General features: G+C 58.7%; 11 protein-coding genes and 2 tRNA genes. 12 read left to right on the top strand and 1 reads right to left on the bottom strand.

The features are described from left to right. Positions 1 to 90 precede the first annotated feature (90 nt). The 9 genes from PMI18_RS04840 to PMI18_RS04880 all read left to right on the top strand — a co-directional run bounded on the left by PMI18_RS04840 (position 91) and on the right by PMI18_RS04880 (position 8,307). Entirely contained in the window at positions 91 to 1,815 is a 1,725-nt protein-coding gene (locus tag PMI18_RS04840; RefSeq protein ID WP_007905808.1) for a tetratricopeptide repeat protein, read from the top strand. A 3-nt stretch (positions 1,816 to 1,818) separates the two neighbouring features. Continuing rightward, positions 1,819 to 2,436, top strand: a complete 618-nt coding sequence (gene lolB / locus PMI18_RS04845) for a lipoprotein insertase outer membrane protein LolB (RefSeq protein WP_007905807.1) — start codon at positions 1,819 to 1,821, stop codon at positions 2,434 to 2,436. A 2-nt stretch (positions 2,437 to 2,438) separates the two neighbouring features. Next, entirely contained in the window at positions 2,439 to 3,290 is an 852-nt protein-coding gene (gene ispE / locus PMI18_RS04850) for a 4-(cytidine 5'-diphospho)-2-C-methyl-D-erythritol kinase (protein WP_007905805.1), read from the top strand. Positions 3,291 to 3,326: 36 nt separating this feature from the next. After that, a tRNA-Gln gene (locus tag PMI18_RS04855) sits at positions 3,327 to 3,401 on the top strand. Between the two features lie 45 nt (positions 3,402 to 3,446). Then, positions 3,447 to 4,388, top strand: a complete 942-nt coding sequence (locus PMI18_RS04860; RefSeq protein WP_003171603.1) for a ribose-phosphate pyrophosphokinase — start codon at positions 3,447 to 3,449, stop codon at positions 4,386 to 4,388. Positions 4,389 to 4,532: 144 nt separating this feature from the next. After that, a complete protein-coding gene (locus PMI18_RS04865) occupies positions 4,533 to 5,132 on the top strand; it encodes a 50S ribosomal protein L25/general stress protein Ctc (RefSeq protein ID WP_007905798.1) in 600 nt (199 codons plus the stop codon). A 168-nt stretch (positions 5,133 to 5,300) separates the two neighbouring features. Further along, complete coding sequence (pth, locus tag PMI18_RS04870; protein ID WP_007905795.1) at positions 5,301 to 5,885, top strand: aminoacyl-tRNA hydrolase; 585 nt, start codon at positions 5,301 to 5,303, stop codon at positions 5,883 to 5,885. Between the two features lie 22 nt (positions 5,886 to 5,907). Then, the gene (gene ychF, locus PMI18_RS04875; protein WP_007905794.1) at positions 5,908 to 7,008 is read left to right on the top strand and encodes a redox-regulated ATPase YchF; all 1,101 of its coding nucleotides are present in this window, start codon (positions 5,908 to 5,910) and stop codon (positions 7,006 to 7,008) included. A 285-nt stretch (positions 7,009 to 7,293) separates the two neighbouring features. Continuing rightward, positions 7,294 to 8,307 (top strand): 1-aminocyclopropane-1-carboxylate deaminase, encoded by a 1,014-nt coding sequence (locus PMI18_RS04880; RefSeq protein WP_007905793.1) that lies wholly within the window; start codon positions 7,294 to 7,296, stop codon positions 8,305 to 8,307. Between the two features lie 15 nt (positions 8,308 to 8,322). Here the strand turns inward: PMI18_RS04880 and PMI18_RS04885 are convergent, their stop codons facing one another. Continuing rightward, complete coding sequence (locus tag PMI18_RS04885; protein ID WP_007905791.1) at positions 8,323 to 9,525, bottom strand: MFS transporter; 1,203 nt, start codon at positions 9,523 to 9,525, stop codon at positions 8,323 to 8,325. 323 nt (positions 9,526 to 9,848) lie between these two features. On the opposite strand from PMI18_RS04885, the gene PMI18_RS04890 reads away from it, so the two are divergent. The 3 genes from PMI18_RS04890 to ggt all read left to right on the top strand — a co-directional run bounded on the left by PMI18_RS04890 (position 9,849) and on the right by ggt (position 14,083). Beyond that, a complete protein-coding gene (locus tag PMI18_RS04890; RefSeq protein ID WP_007905789.1) occupies positions 9,849 to 11,906 on the top strand; it encodes a methyl-accepting chemotaxis protein in 2,058 nt (685 codons plus the stop codon). A gap of 116 nt (positions 11,907 to 12,022) precedes the next feature. Then, a tRNA-Met gene (locus tag PMI18_RS04895) sits at positions 12,023 to 12,099 on the top strand. A gap of 139 nt (positions 12,100 to 12,238) precedes the next feature. Beyond that, positions 12,239 to 14,083, top strand: a complete 1,845-nt coding sequence (gene ggt / locus PMI18_RS04900) for a gamma-glutamyltransferase (protein ID WP_007905787.1) — start codon at positions 12,239 to 12,241, stop codon at positions 14,081 to 14,083. Positions 14,084 to 14,138: the final 55 nt, after the last annotated feature.

Here is a 14,138-nt window from a genome sequence, read left to right as displayed (position 1 = left end):
GCCCGCACGGGTAAATTGGCCGGGCGGTTATGTTTGGCCGAAGGCTTGTGTCATGATGATCCGACCGCAGGTTAGTCGTCCTTTTCCTATATGAATAGATCTTCCGCGTTGCTCCTCGCTTTTGTCTTCCTCAGCGGCTGCCAGGCCTTGGCACCCGTTTCGTCGGACGGTACGCCGCCGGTCGAAGACAGCACTCCGGTTCCTGAAAAGCCCAAGGTTTACAGCTCGTTCAGTGAAGAAACCGTCTTCAGCCTGTTGAGCGCCGAACTCGCTGGCCAGCGCAATCGTTACGACATTGCCTTGGACAACTACGTGACCCAGGCCATCAATACCCAGGATCCGGGCGTCTCCGAGCGGGCATTTCGCATTGCCGAGTATCTGGGTGCCGATCAGGCTGCCCTCGACACCGCACTGGTCTGGGCCAAAAACGCCCCGGACGATCTCGAGGCGCAACGGGCAGCTGCCGTGCAACTCGCCCGCGCAGGGCGTTATGACGACTCCATGGTCTATATGGAGAAAGTCCTGCAAGGCAAAGGCGACACGCATTTCGACTTCCTCGCCCTGTCCGCGGCCGATACCGACCAGGACACGCGCAACGGCCTGATGAAAGGTTTTGACCGCTTGTTGCAGCGCCATCCGCACAACAACCAGCTGATTTTCGGTAAGGCCTTGCTGATGCAACAGGACGGCGATGCCAAAGGTGCCCTTACCCTGCTTGAAGACAACCCGCCGGACGAGGGCGAAATAGCGCCGATCCTGCTGCGCGCGCGCCTGCTGCAAGGGCTCAACCGTGGCGATGAAGCCCTGCCGCTGCTGCAAAAAAGCATCAAGAAATACCCGGACGACAAACGCCTGCGCCTGACCTATGCGCGCATGCTGGTTGAACAGGACCGTATGGAAGATGCCAAGGCCGAGTTCTCGAGCCTGGTGCAGCAATACCCCGAAGACGACGAACTGCGTTATTCCCTGGCCCTGGTCTGCCTGGAAGCCAAGGCGTGGGACGAGGCCAAAGGTTACCTGGAAGATTTGATCGCTCGGGAAAGCCATGTCGACTCGGCACACCTGAACCTGGGGCGCATTGCTGAAGAGCGTAACGACCCGCAGGGCGCATTGATCGAATACGCCCAGGTCGGCGCGGGCAACGATTACCTGCCAGCGCAATTGCGTCAGGCCGATATCCTGATGAGCAATGGCAAGACTGCCGAAGCCCAAAGCCGCCTGGCAGCCGAGCGCGGCGAGCAACCCGATTACGCGATCCAGCTGTATCTGATCGAAGCCGAAACCTTGTCCGCCAACAAACAGGGCGACAAGGCCTGGAAAGTCTTGCAGCAAGCCCTGCAGCAATACCCGGACGATCTGAACCTGCTGTATACCCGGGCCATGCTGGCTGAAAAACGCAATGACCTGGCGCAGATGGAAAAAGATCTGCGATTGATCATCAAGCGCGACCCGAACAATGCGATGGCGTTAAACGCCCTCGGTTACACCCTGTCCGACCGCACCACACGCTACGCCGAAGCCAAGGCCTTGATCGAACAGGCGCACCAGATCAACCCGGAAGACCCGGCAGTCCTCGACAGCCTCGGATGGGTCAACTTCCGCCTGGGCAACCTCGATGAAGCCGAGCGGTATTTGCGCCAGGCGCTGGAGCGTTTCCCCGATCAAGAGGTCGCCGCGCACCTGGGCGAAGTCCTGTGGGCCAACGGCAAACAACGCGAAGCCAAGCAAATCTGGAGCAAGTTCCTCAAGGAACAACCCGACAGCCCTACCCTGCGCGGCACCATCAAGCGCCTGACCGGATCAGAGACTCTTTAAGTTATGTTTTTGCGCCACATCATCGTTTTCAGCTTCATCGCCCTGCTCGCCGGTTGTGCGGGCTTCGTTGCCCGCGAATCGGTCCAGGGTCAAGGCAACAAGGCCCAATGGCGCGAGCACAAACAGCAACTGACCGGCCTCGACGGCTGGCAGATCAACGGCAAAATCGGCATCCGCGCGCCAAAAGACTCCGGCAGCGGCACGTTGTTCTGGCTGCAACGCCAGGATTACTACGACATCCGTCTCTCCGGCCCGCTGGGTCGTGGCGCGGCCCGCTTGACCGGTCGCCCTGGCAAAGTCTCGCTGGAGGTGGCCAATCAGGGCCGCTATGACGCGCAGACCCCGGAAGCCCTGGTTGAAGAACAACTGGGCTGGAAATTGCCGGTATCCCATCTGGCATGGTGGGTTCGCGGGCTCCCGGCCCCAGACAGCAAAAGTCGCCTGACCCTCGACATCGACAGCCGCCTGGCCAATCTCGAACAGGATGGCTGGCAGGTCGAGTACCTCAGTTATGCCGAGCAAAACGGCTACTGGCTGCCCGAGCGGATCAAACTGCACGGCACCGACCTTGATGTCACGCTGGTGATCAAGGAATGGCAACCACGCAAACTGGGGCAGTGAACATGACTGCGCCACGCCTGACATTGCCCTCGCCCGCCAAGCTCAACCTGATGCTGCACATCCTCGGTCGTCGTGAAGATGGCTACCACGAGTTGCAGACGATTTTTCAGTTCCTCGATTACGGCGATGAAATCACCTTCGCCGTTCGCGACGATGGTGTGATTCGGTTGCACACCGAATTCGCCGACGTCCCTCACGACAGCAACCTGATTGTCAAAGCCGCAAAAAAACTTCAGGAACAATCCGGTTGTTCACTGGGTGTCGACATCTGGATCGAAAAAATCCTGCCCATGGGCGGTGGAATCGGTGGCGGCAGCTCGAATGCGGCGACCACATTGCTGGGCCTCAATCATCTTTGGCAACTGGGTTGGGATGAGGACCGGCTGGCCGCGCTGGGCCTTACGCTAGGCGCCGACGTCCCGGTTTTCGTGCGTGGCCACGCGGCTTTCGCCGAGGGCGTGGGGGAAAAACTCACCCCTGTAGAGCCCGAAGAACCGTGGTATCTCGTGCTCGTGCCGCAAGTATCTGTAAGTACAGCAGAAATTTTTTCAGATCCACTGTTGACACGTAACACTCCTCCCATTAAAGTGCGCCCCGTTCCCAAGGGAAACAGTCGAAATGACTGCTTGCCGGTGGTAGCAAGGCGTTATCCAGATGTACGTAACGCATTGAATTTGTTAGGTAAATTTACCGAAGCAAAACTCACCGGAACTGGAAGTTGTGTGTTTGGGGGCTTCCCAAGCAAAGCTGAAGCTGATAAAGTCTCGGCCCTTCTGACAGAGACCCTTACAGGGTTTGTAGCAAAAGGAAGCAACATTTCGATGTTGCATCGCAAGCTGCAAAGTCTGCTCTAAAGGAATCGATTACTGGGTAATCGTTGCAACAGATACAGGGGCGTCGCCAAGCGGTAAGGCAGCAGGTTTTGATCCTGCCATGCGTTGGTTCGAATCCAGCCGCCCCTGCCATTTTCTATACTCATCCAGGTTACCCTCAGCCTCTAGGTACTGCGCGTGTCCAAGATGATGGTCTTTACGGGGAACGCTAACCCCGATCTGGCTCGGCGTGTTGTACGTCAGCTGCATATCCCTCTCGGTGACATCTCTGTCGGTAAGTTCTCCGACGGCGAAATTACTGCCGAGATCAATGAAAACGTTCGCGGTAAAGACGTTTTCATTATTCAGCCGACTTGCGCTCCGACCAACGATAACCTGATGGAACTGGTAGTGATGGCTGATGCCTTCCGCCGCTCCTCGGCTACTCGTATCACTGCTGTTATTCCTTACTTTGGTTATGCCCGTCAGGATCGCCGTCCGCGTTCCGCACGTGTGGCTATCAGCGCGAAAGTCGTTGCTGACATGCTTACCGTAGTCGGCATCGACCGTGTTCTCACGGTTGATCTGCATGCTGACCAGATTCAGGGCTTCTTCGATATTCCGGTAGATAACATCTACGGCTCCCCGGTACTGGTGGATGACATTGAAGATCAGCGCTTCGAAAACCTGATGATCGTGTCCCCGGACATTGGTGGCGTCGTGCGTGCACGGGCTGTTGCCAAATCCCTGGGCGTGGACCTCGGGATCATCGACAAACGCCGTGAGAAAGCCAATCACTCTGAAGTGATGCATATCATCGGTGATGTCGAAGGGCGTACCTGTATTCTGGTCGATGACATGGTCGATACCGCCGGCACTCTGTGCCACGCGGCCAAGGCCTTGAAAGAGCATGGCGCTGCCAAGGTTTTCGCCTACTGCACGCACCCAGTGCTGTCGGGTCGGGCGATCGAAAACATTGAAAATTCCGTGCTGGACGAGCTGGTGGTGACAAATACCATCCCGCTGTCCGCTGCAGCACAAGCCTGTGCGCGTATCCGTCAACTGGATATCGCACCGGTAGTTGCCGAGGCGGTCCGCCGCATCAGCAATGAAGAATCGATCAGCGCGATGTTCCGTTAAGGGCCCTGCCCTTCTCATTACATCTCGTTGACGAAAAGCGCCCCGCCCCGGCATTCCTGTCGGGGCGGGGCTTTTTTGCCCATATCGCCTTTTAAGCGCTGGTCGCAAACGCTGGGGCGAATGTGGTTATTTTGGAGATACAACATGAACGATTTTACTCTGAATGCTGAAGTGCGTTCCGACCTGGGGAAAGGTGCGAGCCGCCGCCTGCGTCGTCTCGCAAGCCTGGTTCCAGCTGTAGTTTACGGTGGCGACAAAGCCCCTGAATCCATCAGCATGCTGGCTAAAGAAGTTGCCAAACTGCTCGAAAACGAAGCGGCTTACAGCCACATCATCGAGCTGAACGTTGGCGGTACCAAGCAAAACGTAATCATCAAAGCTCTGCAGCGTCACCCGGCCAAAGGCCACGTGATGCACGCTGACTTCGTACGCGTAGTTGCCGGCCAGAAACTGACCGCTATCGTTCCAGTGCACTTCATCAATGAAGCTGCTCCGATCAAGAAAGGCGGCGAAATCTCGCACGTTGTTTCTGAAATCGAAGTTTCGTGCCTGCCGAAAGACCTGCCTGAATTCATCGAAGTTGACCTGGCTGATGCCGAAGTCGGCGCGATCATTCACCTGTCTGACCTCAAAGCCCCTAAAGGCGTTGAGTTTGTTGCTCTGGCTCACGGTAACGACCTGGCTGTTGCCAACGTTCACGCTCCACGTGTTGCTCCAGAAGCTACTGAAGGCGCAGCAGAGTAATTTCACTCTGTACGCCGGAGTGACCGGAACATCGCGGACTAGAGCGTAGCGAGAAAGCGGGCGAGAACGCGGAGTTTACATAATGGTAAATGAGCACTTGTCGTCCACTTTCGCCGCACACCCTGATCGCGGCGATGTTATCCATCACTTCAAGGAAGGGCCCCTATCGTGACTGCCATCAAACTGATCGTTGGCCTGGGAAATCCAGGCGCTGAATACGAACAGACCCGGCATAACGCAGGGGCCCTTTTTGTTGAGCGCATCGCGCACGCGCAGGGTGTCAACCTTGTGGCCGATCGCAAATATTTCGGCCTGACCGGGCGCTATTCGCATCAGGGTCAGGATGTTCGTCTGCTGATTCCCACCACCTACATGAACCGCAGCGGCCAGGCCGTCGCGGCACTTGCCGGCTTCTTCCGCATCAAGCCTGAAGAAATCCTGGTGGCGCATGACGAACTCGATCTGCCTCCGGGCGTTGCCAAGCTCAAACAGGGCGGCGGCCATGGCGGTCACAACGGGTTGCGCGACATCATCGCGCAACTGGGCAATCAGAATACCTTTCACCGCTTGCGGCTTGGCATTGGCCACCCGGGCGTTGCCAGTATGGTTTCAAATTTCGTCCTGGGTCGTGCGCCACGCGCCGAACAGGAAAAACTCGATGCCAGCATCGACTTTGCCCTCGGCGTGCTGCCGGATATCCTCGCCGGTGAATGGAACCGCGCGATGAAAAACCTGCACAGCCAGAAGGCCTGACTCACTCCTCGGGGAAAACACCATGGGATTCAATTGCGGCATCGTCGGCCTGCCTAACGTCGGCAAGTCCACCCTATTCAACGCCCTGACCAAATCCGGGATCGCGGCCGAGAACTTCCCCTTCTGCACCATCGAGCCGAACACCGGTATCGTGCCGATGCCGGATCCGCGTCTGGAAGCCCTGGCAGCCATCGTCAATCCAAAGCGCATCCTGCCGACCACCATGGAATTCGTCGACATCGCTGGCCTGGTTGCCGGCGCCTCGAAAGGTGAAGGCCTGGGCAACAAATTCCTCGCCAACATCCGCGAGACCGATGCCATCGCCCACGTGGTCCGCTGCTTCGAAGACGAGAACGTGATTCACGTCTCCAACAGCGTCGACCCGAAACGCGACATCGAGATCATCGACCTGGAACTGATCTTCGCCGACCTCGACAGCTGCGAAAAGCAACTGCAGAAAGTCGCCCGTAACGCCAAAGGTGGTGACAAGGACGCCGTAGTCCAAAAAGCCCTGCTGGAGCAGTTGATCGCTCACTTCACCCTCGGCAAGCCAGCGCGCACGCTGATGAAGAACATGGGCGCCGACGACAAAGCGGTGATTCGTGGCTTCCATCTGCTGACCACCAAGCCGGTCATGTACATCGCCAACGTTGCTGAAGACGGTTTCGAGAACAACCCGCTGCTGGACATCGTCAAAGCCATCGCCGAAGAAGAAGGCGCCATGGTGGTTCCGGTCTGCAACAAGATCGAAGCCGAAATCGCCGAACTGGAAGACGGTGAAGAGAAAGACATGTTCCTCGAAGCCCTGGGCCTCGAAGAGCCTGGCCTGAATCGCGTAATCCGCGCCGGCTACGAAATGCTGCACCTGCAGACCTACTTCACCGCCGGTGTCGAAGAAGTCCGCGCCTGGACCGTCCGCGTCGGTGCCACCGCACCACAAGCCGCTGGCGTGATCCACACCGACTTCGAAAAAGGCTTCATCCGCGCCGAAGTCATCGCTTACGACGACTTCATTCAGTACAAGGGCGAAGCCGGCACCAAAGAAGCCGGTAAATGGCGCCTGGAAGGCAAGGATTACATCGTTAAAGACGGCGACGTGATGCACTTCCGTTTCAACGTGTAACGGTTACCGTGGATTTACACGGACCTCGATAGACTGAAAATCCCCGTAATCACTCGCTGATACGGGGATTTTTGCGTCTTGGGCTCGCGGGTGGTTGATCAGAGCGACCATCTGCTCACTCCCTATTGGTCTGGAAGCGGCGACAGACTGAAAACTGCCCCGTTGAAATCGACATCGGGTACCGGCCCTTCCTCGCAAGCAGTGTGTTCACCGCAGATCTACCCTCCCGGCGACAGGCGCTCTGCTAGACTAAAAAAACGGCTTATCCGTGATCAGAGAACCGTCATGCTGGAGACATTCGAGCGCTACCCACTCATGTTTGGCCCAACGCCGATCGAGAAACTGAATCGTCTATCGGCCTGTCTCGGTGGCAATATCGAACTCTATGCCAAACGTGAAGACTGCAACTCTGGACTTGCGTTTGGCGGCAACAAGATCCGAAAGCTGGAATACATCATTCCTGATGCCATTGCCTCGCAGGCAGACACGCTGGTGTCCATCGGTGGCGTCCAGTCGAACCACACGCGCCAGGTCGCAGCTGTCGCGGCCAAACTCGGTATGAAGTGCCGTCTCGTTCAAGAAAGCTGGGTTCCATTCCCGGATGCGGTCTACGACCGGGTTGGGAATATTCTGATGAGCCGCGTGCTGGGAGCGGAAATTGAATTCGTCGACGAAGGTTTCGATATCGGTGTCCGCGAGAGCTGGGAGCGGGCGCTGGAGGACGTCAAGGCCAAAGGTGGCAAACCCTATGCTATTCCCGCCGGTGCGTCCATGCACAAATATGGAGGCCTGGGCTATGTCGGCTTCGCCGAAGAAGTACGCGAGCAAGAAGCCAGCATGGGGATCAAATTTGATTACATCATCGTCTGCACGGTGACTGGCTCCACCCATGCGGGCATGCTGGTGGGGTTCGCCAAGGATGATCGTGCGCGCAATGTGATTGGTATCGACGCCTCTGCCACGCCTGAGCAAACCAGGGCACAAGTATTGGCAATCGCTCAGCATACGGCGCAGCTTATTGGGCTTGGCCAGGAAATCACCGCTGACGATGTAGTCCTTAAAGAAGAATATGCCTATCCGGCCTATGGCATTCCGTCAGAAGAAACCAATGCAGCCATCCGTTTGTGCGCTCGCATGGAAGGCATGATGACGGACCCGGTCTACGAGGGAAAATCCATGCAAGGCCTCATTGATCTCGTCCGCCAGGGGTTTTTCCCGGCGGGGTCGAAGGTGCTTTATGCACATCTTGGCGGGGTACCAGCGATTAACGCGTATAGCTATATCTATCGAAACGGCTGACTTTGCCGGTCCGCCTCAGACTTTTCGGGTTCTTGGCAAGAAGATCGCCAACACCCCCAGCAGCGGCAAGAACGAGCACAGGAAGTACACGTATTCAATGCCGTGAATATCCGCCAGATGCCCAAGCAATGCCGCGCCAATCCCGCCGAAACCGAACATCAGGCCGAAGAACACCCCGGCAATCATCCCGACATTCCCCGGCACCAATTCTTGCGCATACACCACAATGGCCGAGAACGCCGAGGCGAGGATGAAGCCGATCACCACGCTGAGGATGCTGGTCCAGAACAGGTCCACATGGGGCAGCAGCAGCGTGAACGGTGCGACGCCAAGGATCGAGAACCAGATTACCGCCTTGCGCCCGATCTTGTCGCCGATCGGCCCGCCGAAGAAGGTCCCCGCCGCTACCGCACCGAGAAACAGAAACAGGTGCAACTGTGAGCTGGCCACCGACAAGTCGAATTTTTCAATCAGGTAGAAGGTGAAGTAACTGGTAAGGCTGGCCATGTAGAAATACTTGGAAAACACCAGAAGCCCGAGCACTACCAGTGCACTGATCACCCGTTGTTTCGACAGGCCGTGAGTCGCTGCCTGACCTTGTTTGAGCTTGAACAGATTCAGATGGTTGGCGTACCAGCGACTGATCCGATACAGCACGAACAACGCAAACAGCGCAAACAATCCAAACCAGGCCACATGTCCCTGACCGTAGGGAATGATGATCGCCGCCGCCAGCAATGGCCCGAAAGCCGAGCCCGCATTGCCACCGACCTGAAACGTCGACTGTGCCAAGCCGAACCGCCCACCCGAAGCCAATCGCGCCACCCGAGAAGCTTCCGGGTGAAAGGTCGATGAACCGACACCGATCAACCCCGCCGCCAGCAGAATCATCGGGAAGCTACCGACCACAGACATCATCAGAATGCCGATCAATGTGCAGACAGTACCAGCCGGCAACAGCCAGGGTTTGGGATGACGATCAGTGTGGTAACCGACCCATGGCTGCAACAGCGAGGCCGTCAGTTGAAAGGTCAGGGTGATCAGACCGATCTGGGTGAAGGTCAGGCCATAGCTGGCCTTGAGCATCGGATAGATCGACGGCAATACCGCCTGAATCAGGTCGTTGATCAAATGCGCCAGCGCCACCGCGCCGATGATGCGCATGACCAACGGACTGCTTTGTGAAGTGGCGGCGGACTGAGCGTTGCTGATGGCCATGAGAGTTTCCGTACTGCGGATGGGTGCGCACTGGCAGGTCGGTCAATGTGCCATTTTTCGGTGCAGGTGCGCCATCCCCTTAGCCTGCTAACGACTTCAAAAAAGAAGGTGATAGCGCAACGCCATGGTCTGAATCTTGCCTTGCTTATCCGCTTCAACGCGGCCCCTTACAAAGGGAACCGAGAATGGGAAGTTTCGCTACAGAGTCGGCCTACAGAGCGGACCAAGGGGAACTTTCGAGGCCTTTTAGAAGGGCACGAGTCGCGGTCGCAATGACCTCGACGCACGCTAATGATGCGTGGTGTCCAGAGGAGTCATGGGGCATGCAGGCTTTTTTATCACCGGGGATCGGGCTACTGGGGCGCTTTGGCTTCGCGCGCAAATTTCAGCTGCTGTTTCTGCTGTTTATCCTGCCACTGGGGGGCAGTCTGTGGATGATCGGGCAGGATTATCGTGACAAGTTGAACCTGATCTCCGGCGAACGCGCCGGGGTTCGTCAATTGCTCGCCCTCGATGCACTCGACAATCTGCTCGCCGCCCAGCGTGACCGTGCCGCTCGTTGGCGCGCCACCGAAACCAATCGCCAGCCGACGCCCGCAACCATCGCTGCGATGGCAGCGTTCGACGCGGTTCAGCCGGCCGTCGCCCAAGCCACCACGGACCTGGGCAATGCCCTGAAAACCGAAGGCGCCGAGGGCCAAATCCTCACCCGCTATCAGGCCCTGCAAACCGCGCTCACCGGCCTGGACTCGAAAAGCCTGAGCAGCGTCGGTTGGTGGCCGGACGGTTACGATCGCTTCACCAATGCCTTGAGTGCTCTGCAAGCCTTGCGCGAACAAATCGCGATGGACAATCGCCTGACCCTCGCGCCATGGCTGGAAACCTGGCTGCTGACGCAGATTTCCACTCAACATGCACCGGATCTGATCGAACGGGTCGGGCGTCTCGCCGCCGTCGGCCAGGCCTCAGTAGTATCCGGGCAGTTCACTCTGCAAAGCCGTCTACAACTGCGGGACTTGCGTAGCCGCATCGGCGATGCGCGGGAGCAGCTTGTTAAAACGGCTGGCCTGCTGGAAACACGCCTGCCCAGCGCCCTGCAAACCTGGGCCGGGCAATACCACGACAGCCTCAAACACCTGGACGCCGGTTTGAAAGTGCTGGATGAGGGCGTCTTCGGCGGTAGCATCAACCTCAAGCCGGAAGACTTTGAACGCAGTCTCGACGCCCTCCTCGGCGACCTCGCCTCGCTACGCCAGCAATCGTTGGTTTCGCTGGATCAGCGGCTGGACTATTACCACGGCTCGGCCATCCGCCAATTCATCCTGGTGGCGACAGTTTTTGGCTGCCTGCTACTGGCTGCGCTGTACCTGTTCATCTGTTTGCAGGCCTCGATCCGTCGCAGCGCCAGCGGCATCACGCTACTGGCCGAAGCGTTGCGTGACGGCAACCTGAGCCTGCAAGTACCGGTGCAGGGCCGCGACGAACTGGCTGCTATCAGCACCGCCCTCAACGTCGCAGTGGTGCAACTGCGCAACAGCCTGCTGGGGGTCGATCATGAGACCTTGCAGTTGAGCAACGCGGTGCGCACCCTCAACCATCACTCGAGTGGTGCCCTTGGGGAAGTCGAAGCTCAGCAGCTGCAGATCAGCCAGATCGCCGCAGCAGCCACGCAACTGGCCGCGACCTCTCAAGGGGTCGCCCAGAGTTGCGAACAGGCCTCAGGCAGCGCGCAGCACACCCAGCGCATCGCCGCCGACAGCAGCCGTGACAGCCAACGCACCACAGCGAGTATTCAGCAGCTCAATCAGCGTTTGAACGACACCGCAGCGGCACTGGGCCGGGTCAGCGAGCAAGGGCAGCAAATTCAATTGGTGGTCGATACCATTCGCGGCGTCGCCGAGCAGACCAACCTGCTGGCCCTCAACGCCGCCATCGAGGCCGCACGGGCCGGCGAGCAAGGTCGTGGTTTTGCCGTAGTGGCCGATGAAGTGCGCAGCCTGTCGCAACGCACCCAGTCCTCCACTGCGCAAATCGCCGGCACCGTCGACAGCCTGCGCAGCACCGTCAACGAAGCCGTAAGCCTGATGGAAGCCGCCTGCGGGCAGGCCCAAACGGACGCGCAAGCCGTCACCGGTCTCGGCGAGCGACTGGGGGAAATCGCCAGCGCGGTGCAGAGTGTCACCGACACCCTGGCGCAGATCGCCACCGCTGTCGAAGAGCAAGCGAGCACTGCCGATGAAGTCAGCGGCAACATCCAGCAAGTCGATCAGGCTGCGGTACGCTTGCTTGAAGGTGCACGGGCGGTGAACCTGGCTGCAGACACCTTGAGCCAGGGCAGCATGGCCTTGAGCGCGAATACCGGGAGATTTCAGCTCGGTTGACGCCCTCCCCTGGCCCGAATTTTCGGGTCAGCGGGATAAGCGGTTGAAAGTGTGGAGAAATATTTTAAATTTACGCTTGACGCATCTTCGTTCCAGGTGAATAATGCGCGCCACTTGGCTACATAGCTCAGTTGGTTAGAGCATAGCATTCATAATGCTGGGGTCCGGGGTTCAAGTCCCTGTGTAGCCACCAAGTACTAAAAACGGCTTACCGAAAGGTAGGCCGTTTTTTTATGCCTTGAGAAAAGTCGCGGCCTCCATCCCTGATTTGCGTACCGTTCCCTCGGCCGATAAAGTCCTCAGACCTTTATCCCATGGACGGAGTGCCCCGCGTGTTCTCAGCCTTCCACTTGAGCCTCTCTCGCCTGGCAGCCCTTTCGCTGATTGCCAGCGTTTTAACCCTCACCGCCTGTAATGCCCCGCCCTCTTCACCGTCAGTCTCGACCCTGCCGGTCGCGCCAGAAATCGCCTCTGGTTATCGCACCGACCTGCAGACCCGGCACGCCTCGAAACACATGGCCGCCGCCGCCAACCCGCTGGCAGCCGAAGCCGGACGAGAGATGCTGCGTGAGGGCGGCTCGGCGATTGATGCGGCCATTGCCATGCAAGCGGTGTTGACGCTGGTCGAGCCGCAATCGTCGGGTATCGGCGGTGGCGCGTTGATTGTGCTGTGGGATGGCAAGGCTGTACGCACCTACGACGGTCGCGAAACCGCTCCGGCCGGCGCCAGCGAGAAACTGTTCCTGCAAGCCGACGGCAAACCGATGCCGTTCACCCAAGCGCAGATCGGCGGGCGTTCAGTGGGTACGCCGGGTGTGTTGCGGGCGTTGGAACTGGCGCATCAGAAGCACGGTCGCCTGCCGTGGGCGAAGCTGTTCGAACCCGCCATCAAACTCGCGGAACAAGGCTTCGCCATCTCGCCACGACTGCATCAGTTAATCGCGGCAGATACGTTCATACCGCGCTCACCGGACATGGCCGCCTACTTCCTGAATGCCGATGGCAGCCCGAAAGCCGTCGGTACGCCGCTGAAGAACCCGGCACTCGCCGCAGTGTTCAAGCGCATCGCCAAGGAAGGTCCAGATGCACTGTATAAAGGCCCGATCGCAAGTGAGATCGTCGCCAAGGTTCAGGCCCACGCCAACCCCGGCAGCCTGTCGCTAAACGATCTTCAAGGCTACAAGGCCAAGGAACGCGCGCCGCTGTGCACCGACTACAAACGCTGGCAGGTCTGCGGCATGCCGCCACCGTCGTCGGGCGGGATCGCCGTGGCGCAAATTCTTGGCACCTTGCAGGCGCTGGAATCCCGCGACCCGCGCTTTGCCCTGGCACCACTCAAACCAATCAAGACCAGCAAACCGGCGGGCATAGAACCAGCCCCAGAAGCTGTGCACCTGATCGCCGAAGCCGAGCGCCTGGCTTACGCCGACCGAGCGCAGTATGTCGCCGACACCGACTTCATACCCGTGCCGGTAAAAGGTCTGATCGACCCGACTTATCTTGCCAGCCGCGCCGCGCTGATTGGTGACCGCAGCATGGGTCAGGCCAACCCCGGCACCCCGCCGGGGATTCAGGTTGCTTATGCGCCGGACCGCTCGCCACTGCGCATCTCTACCTCGCAAGTGGTGGCGGTCGATGACGAAGGCGGCGCAGTGTCCATGACCACCACTGTGGAAGCAGCGTTTGGCTCGCACCTGATGGTCCAGGGTTTCCTGCTCAACAACCAGATGACCGATTTCTCGTTCATCCCCGAAGAGAACGGACAGAAAGTCGCCAACCGCGTCGAACCGGGTAAACGCCCGCGTTCATCCATGGCGCCAACGCTGATCTTCGACCGCCAGAGCGGCGAGTTCCTGGCCACCGTCGGCTCCCCTGGCGGCTCGCAGATCATCGAATACGTCGCCAAATCCACTATCGCTCTGCTCGACTGGAACCTCGATCCGCAAGCGGCCATCAACCTCCCCAACTTCGGCAGCCGCAACGGCCCGACAGAGCTGGAACAAGGCCAGTTCAGCCCGGCGCTGATTCAGGCGCTGAAGGACAAAGGGCACAGCGTGAACGAGATCGACATGACCAGCGGGACTCAGGCGATTGTTCGGGTCAAGGATGCGCAAGGGAAAGCGGCGTTGGCCGGCGGGGCCGATCCGCGACGTGAGGGGGAAGCGTTGGGGGATTGAGTCGTACGCAGGAATGAGAAAAGGCTTACCGGGAGCAGACTGTGTGAAAACCTAG

Origin of the sequence: Pseudomonas sp. GM102 (assembly GCF_000282555.1) — a bacterium.
Lineage (GTDB): Bacteria > Pseudomonadota > Gammaproteobacteria > Pseudomonadales > Pseudomonadaceae > Aquipseudomonas.
Note: the sequence above shows the minus strand (reverse complement) of the source record. Positions and strands in the feature narration are given on the sequence as shown.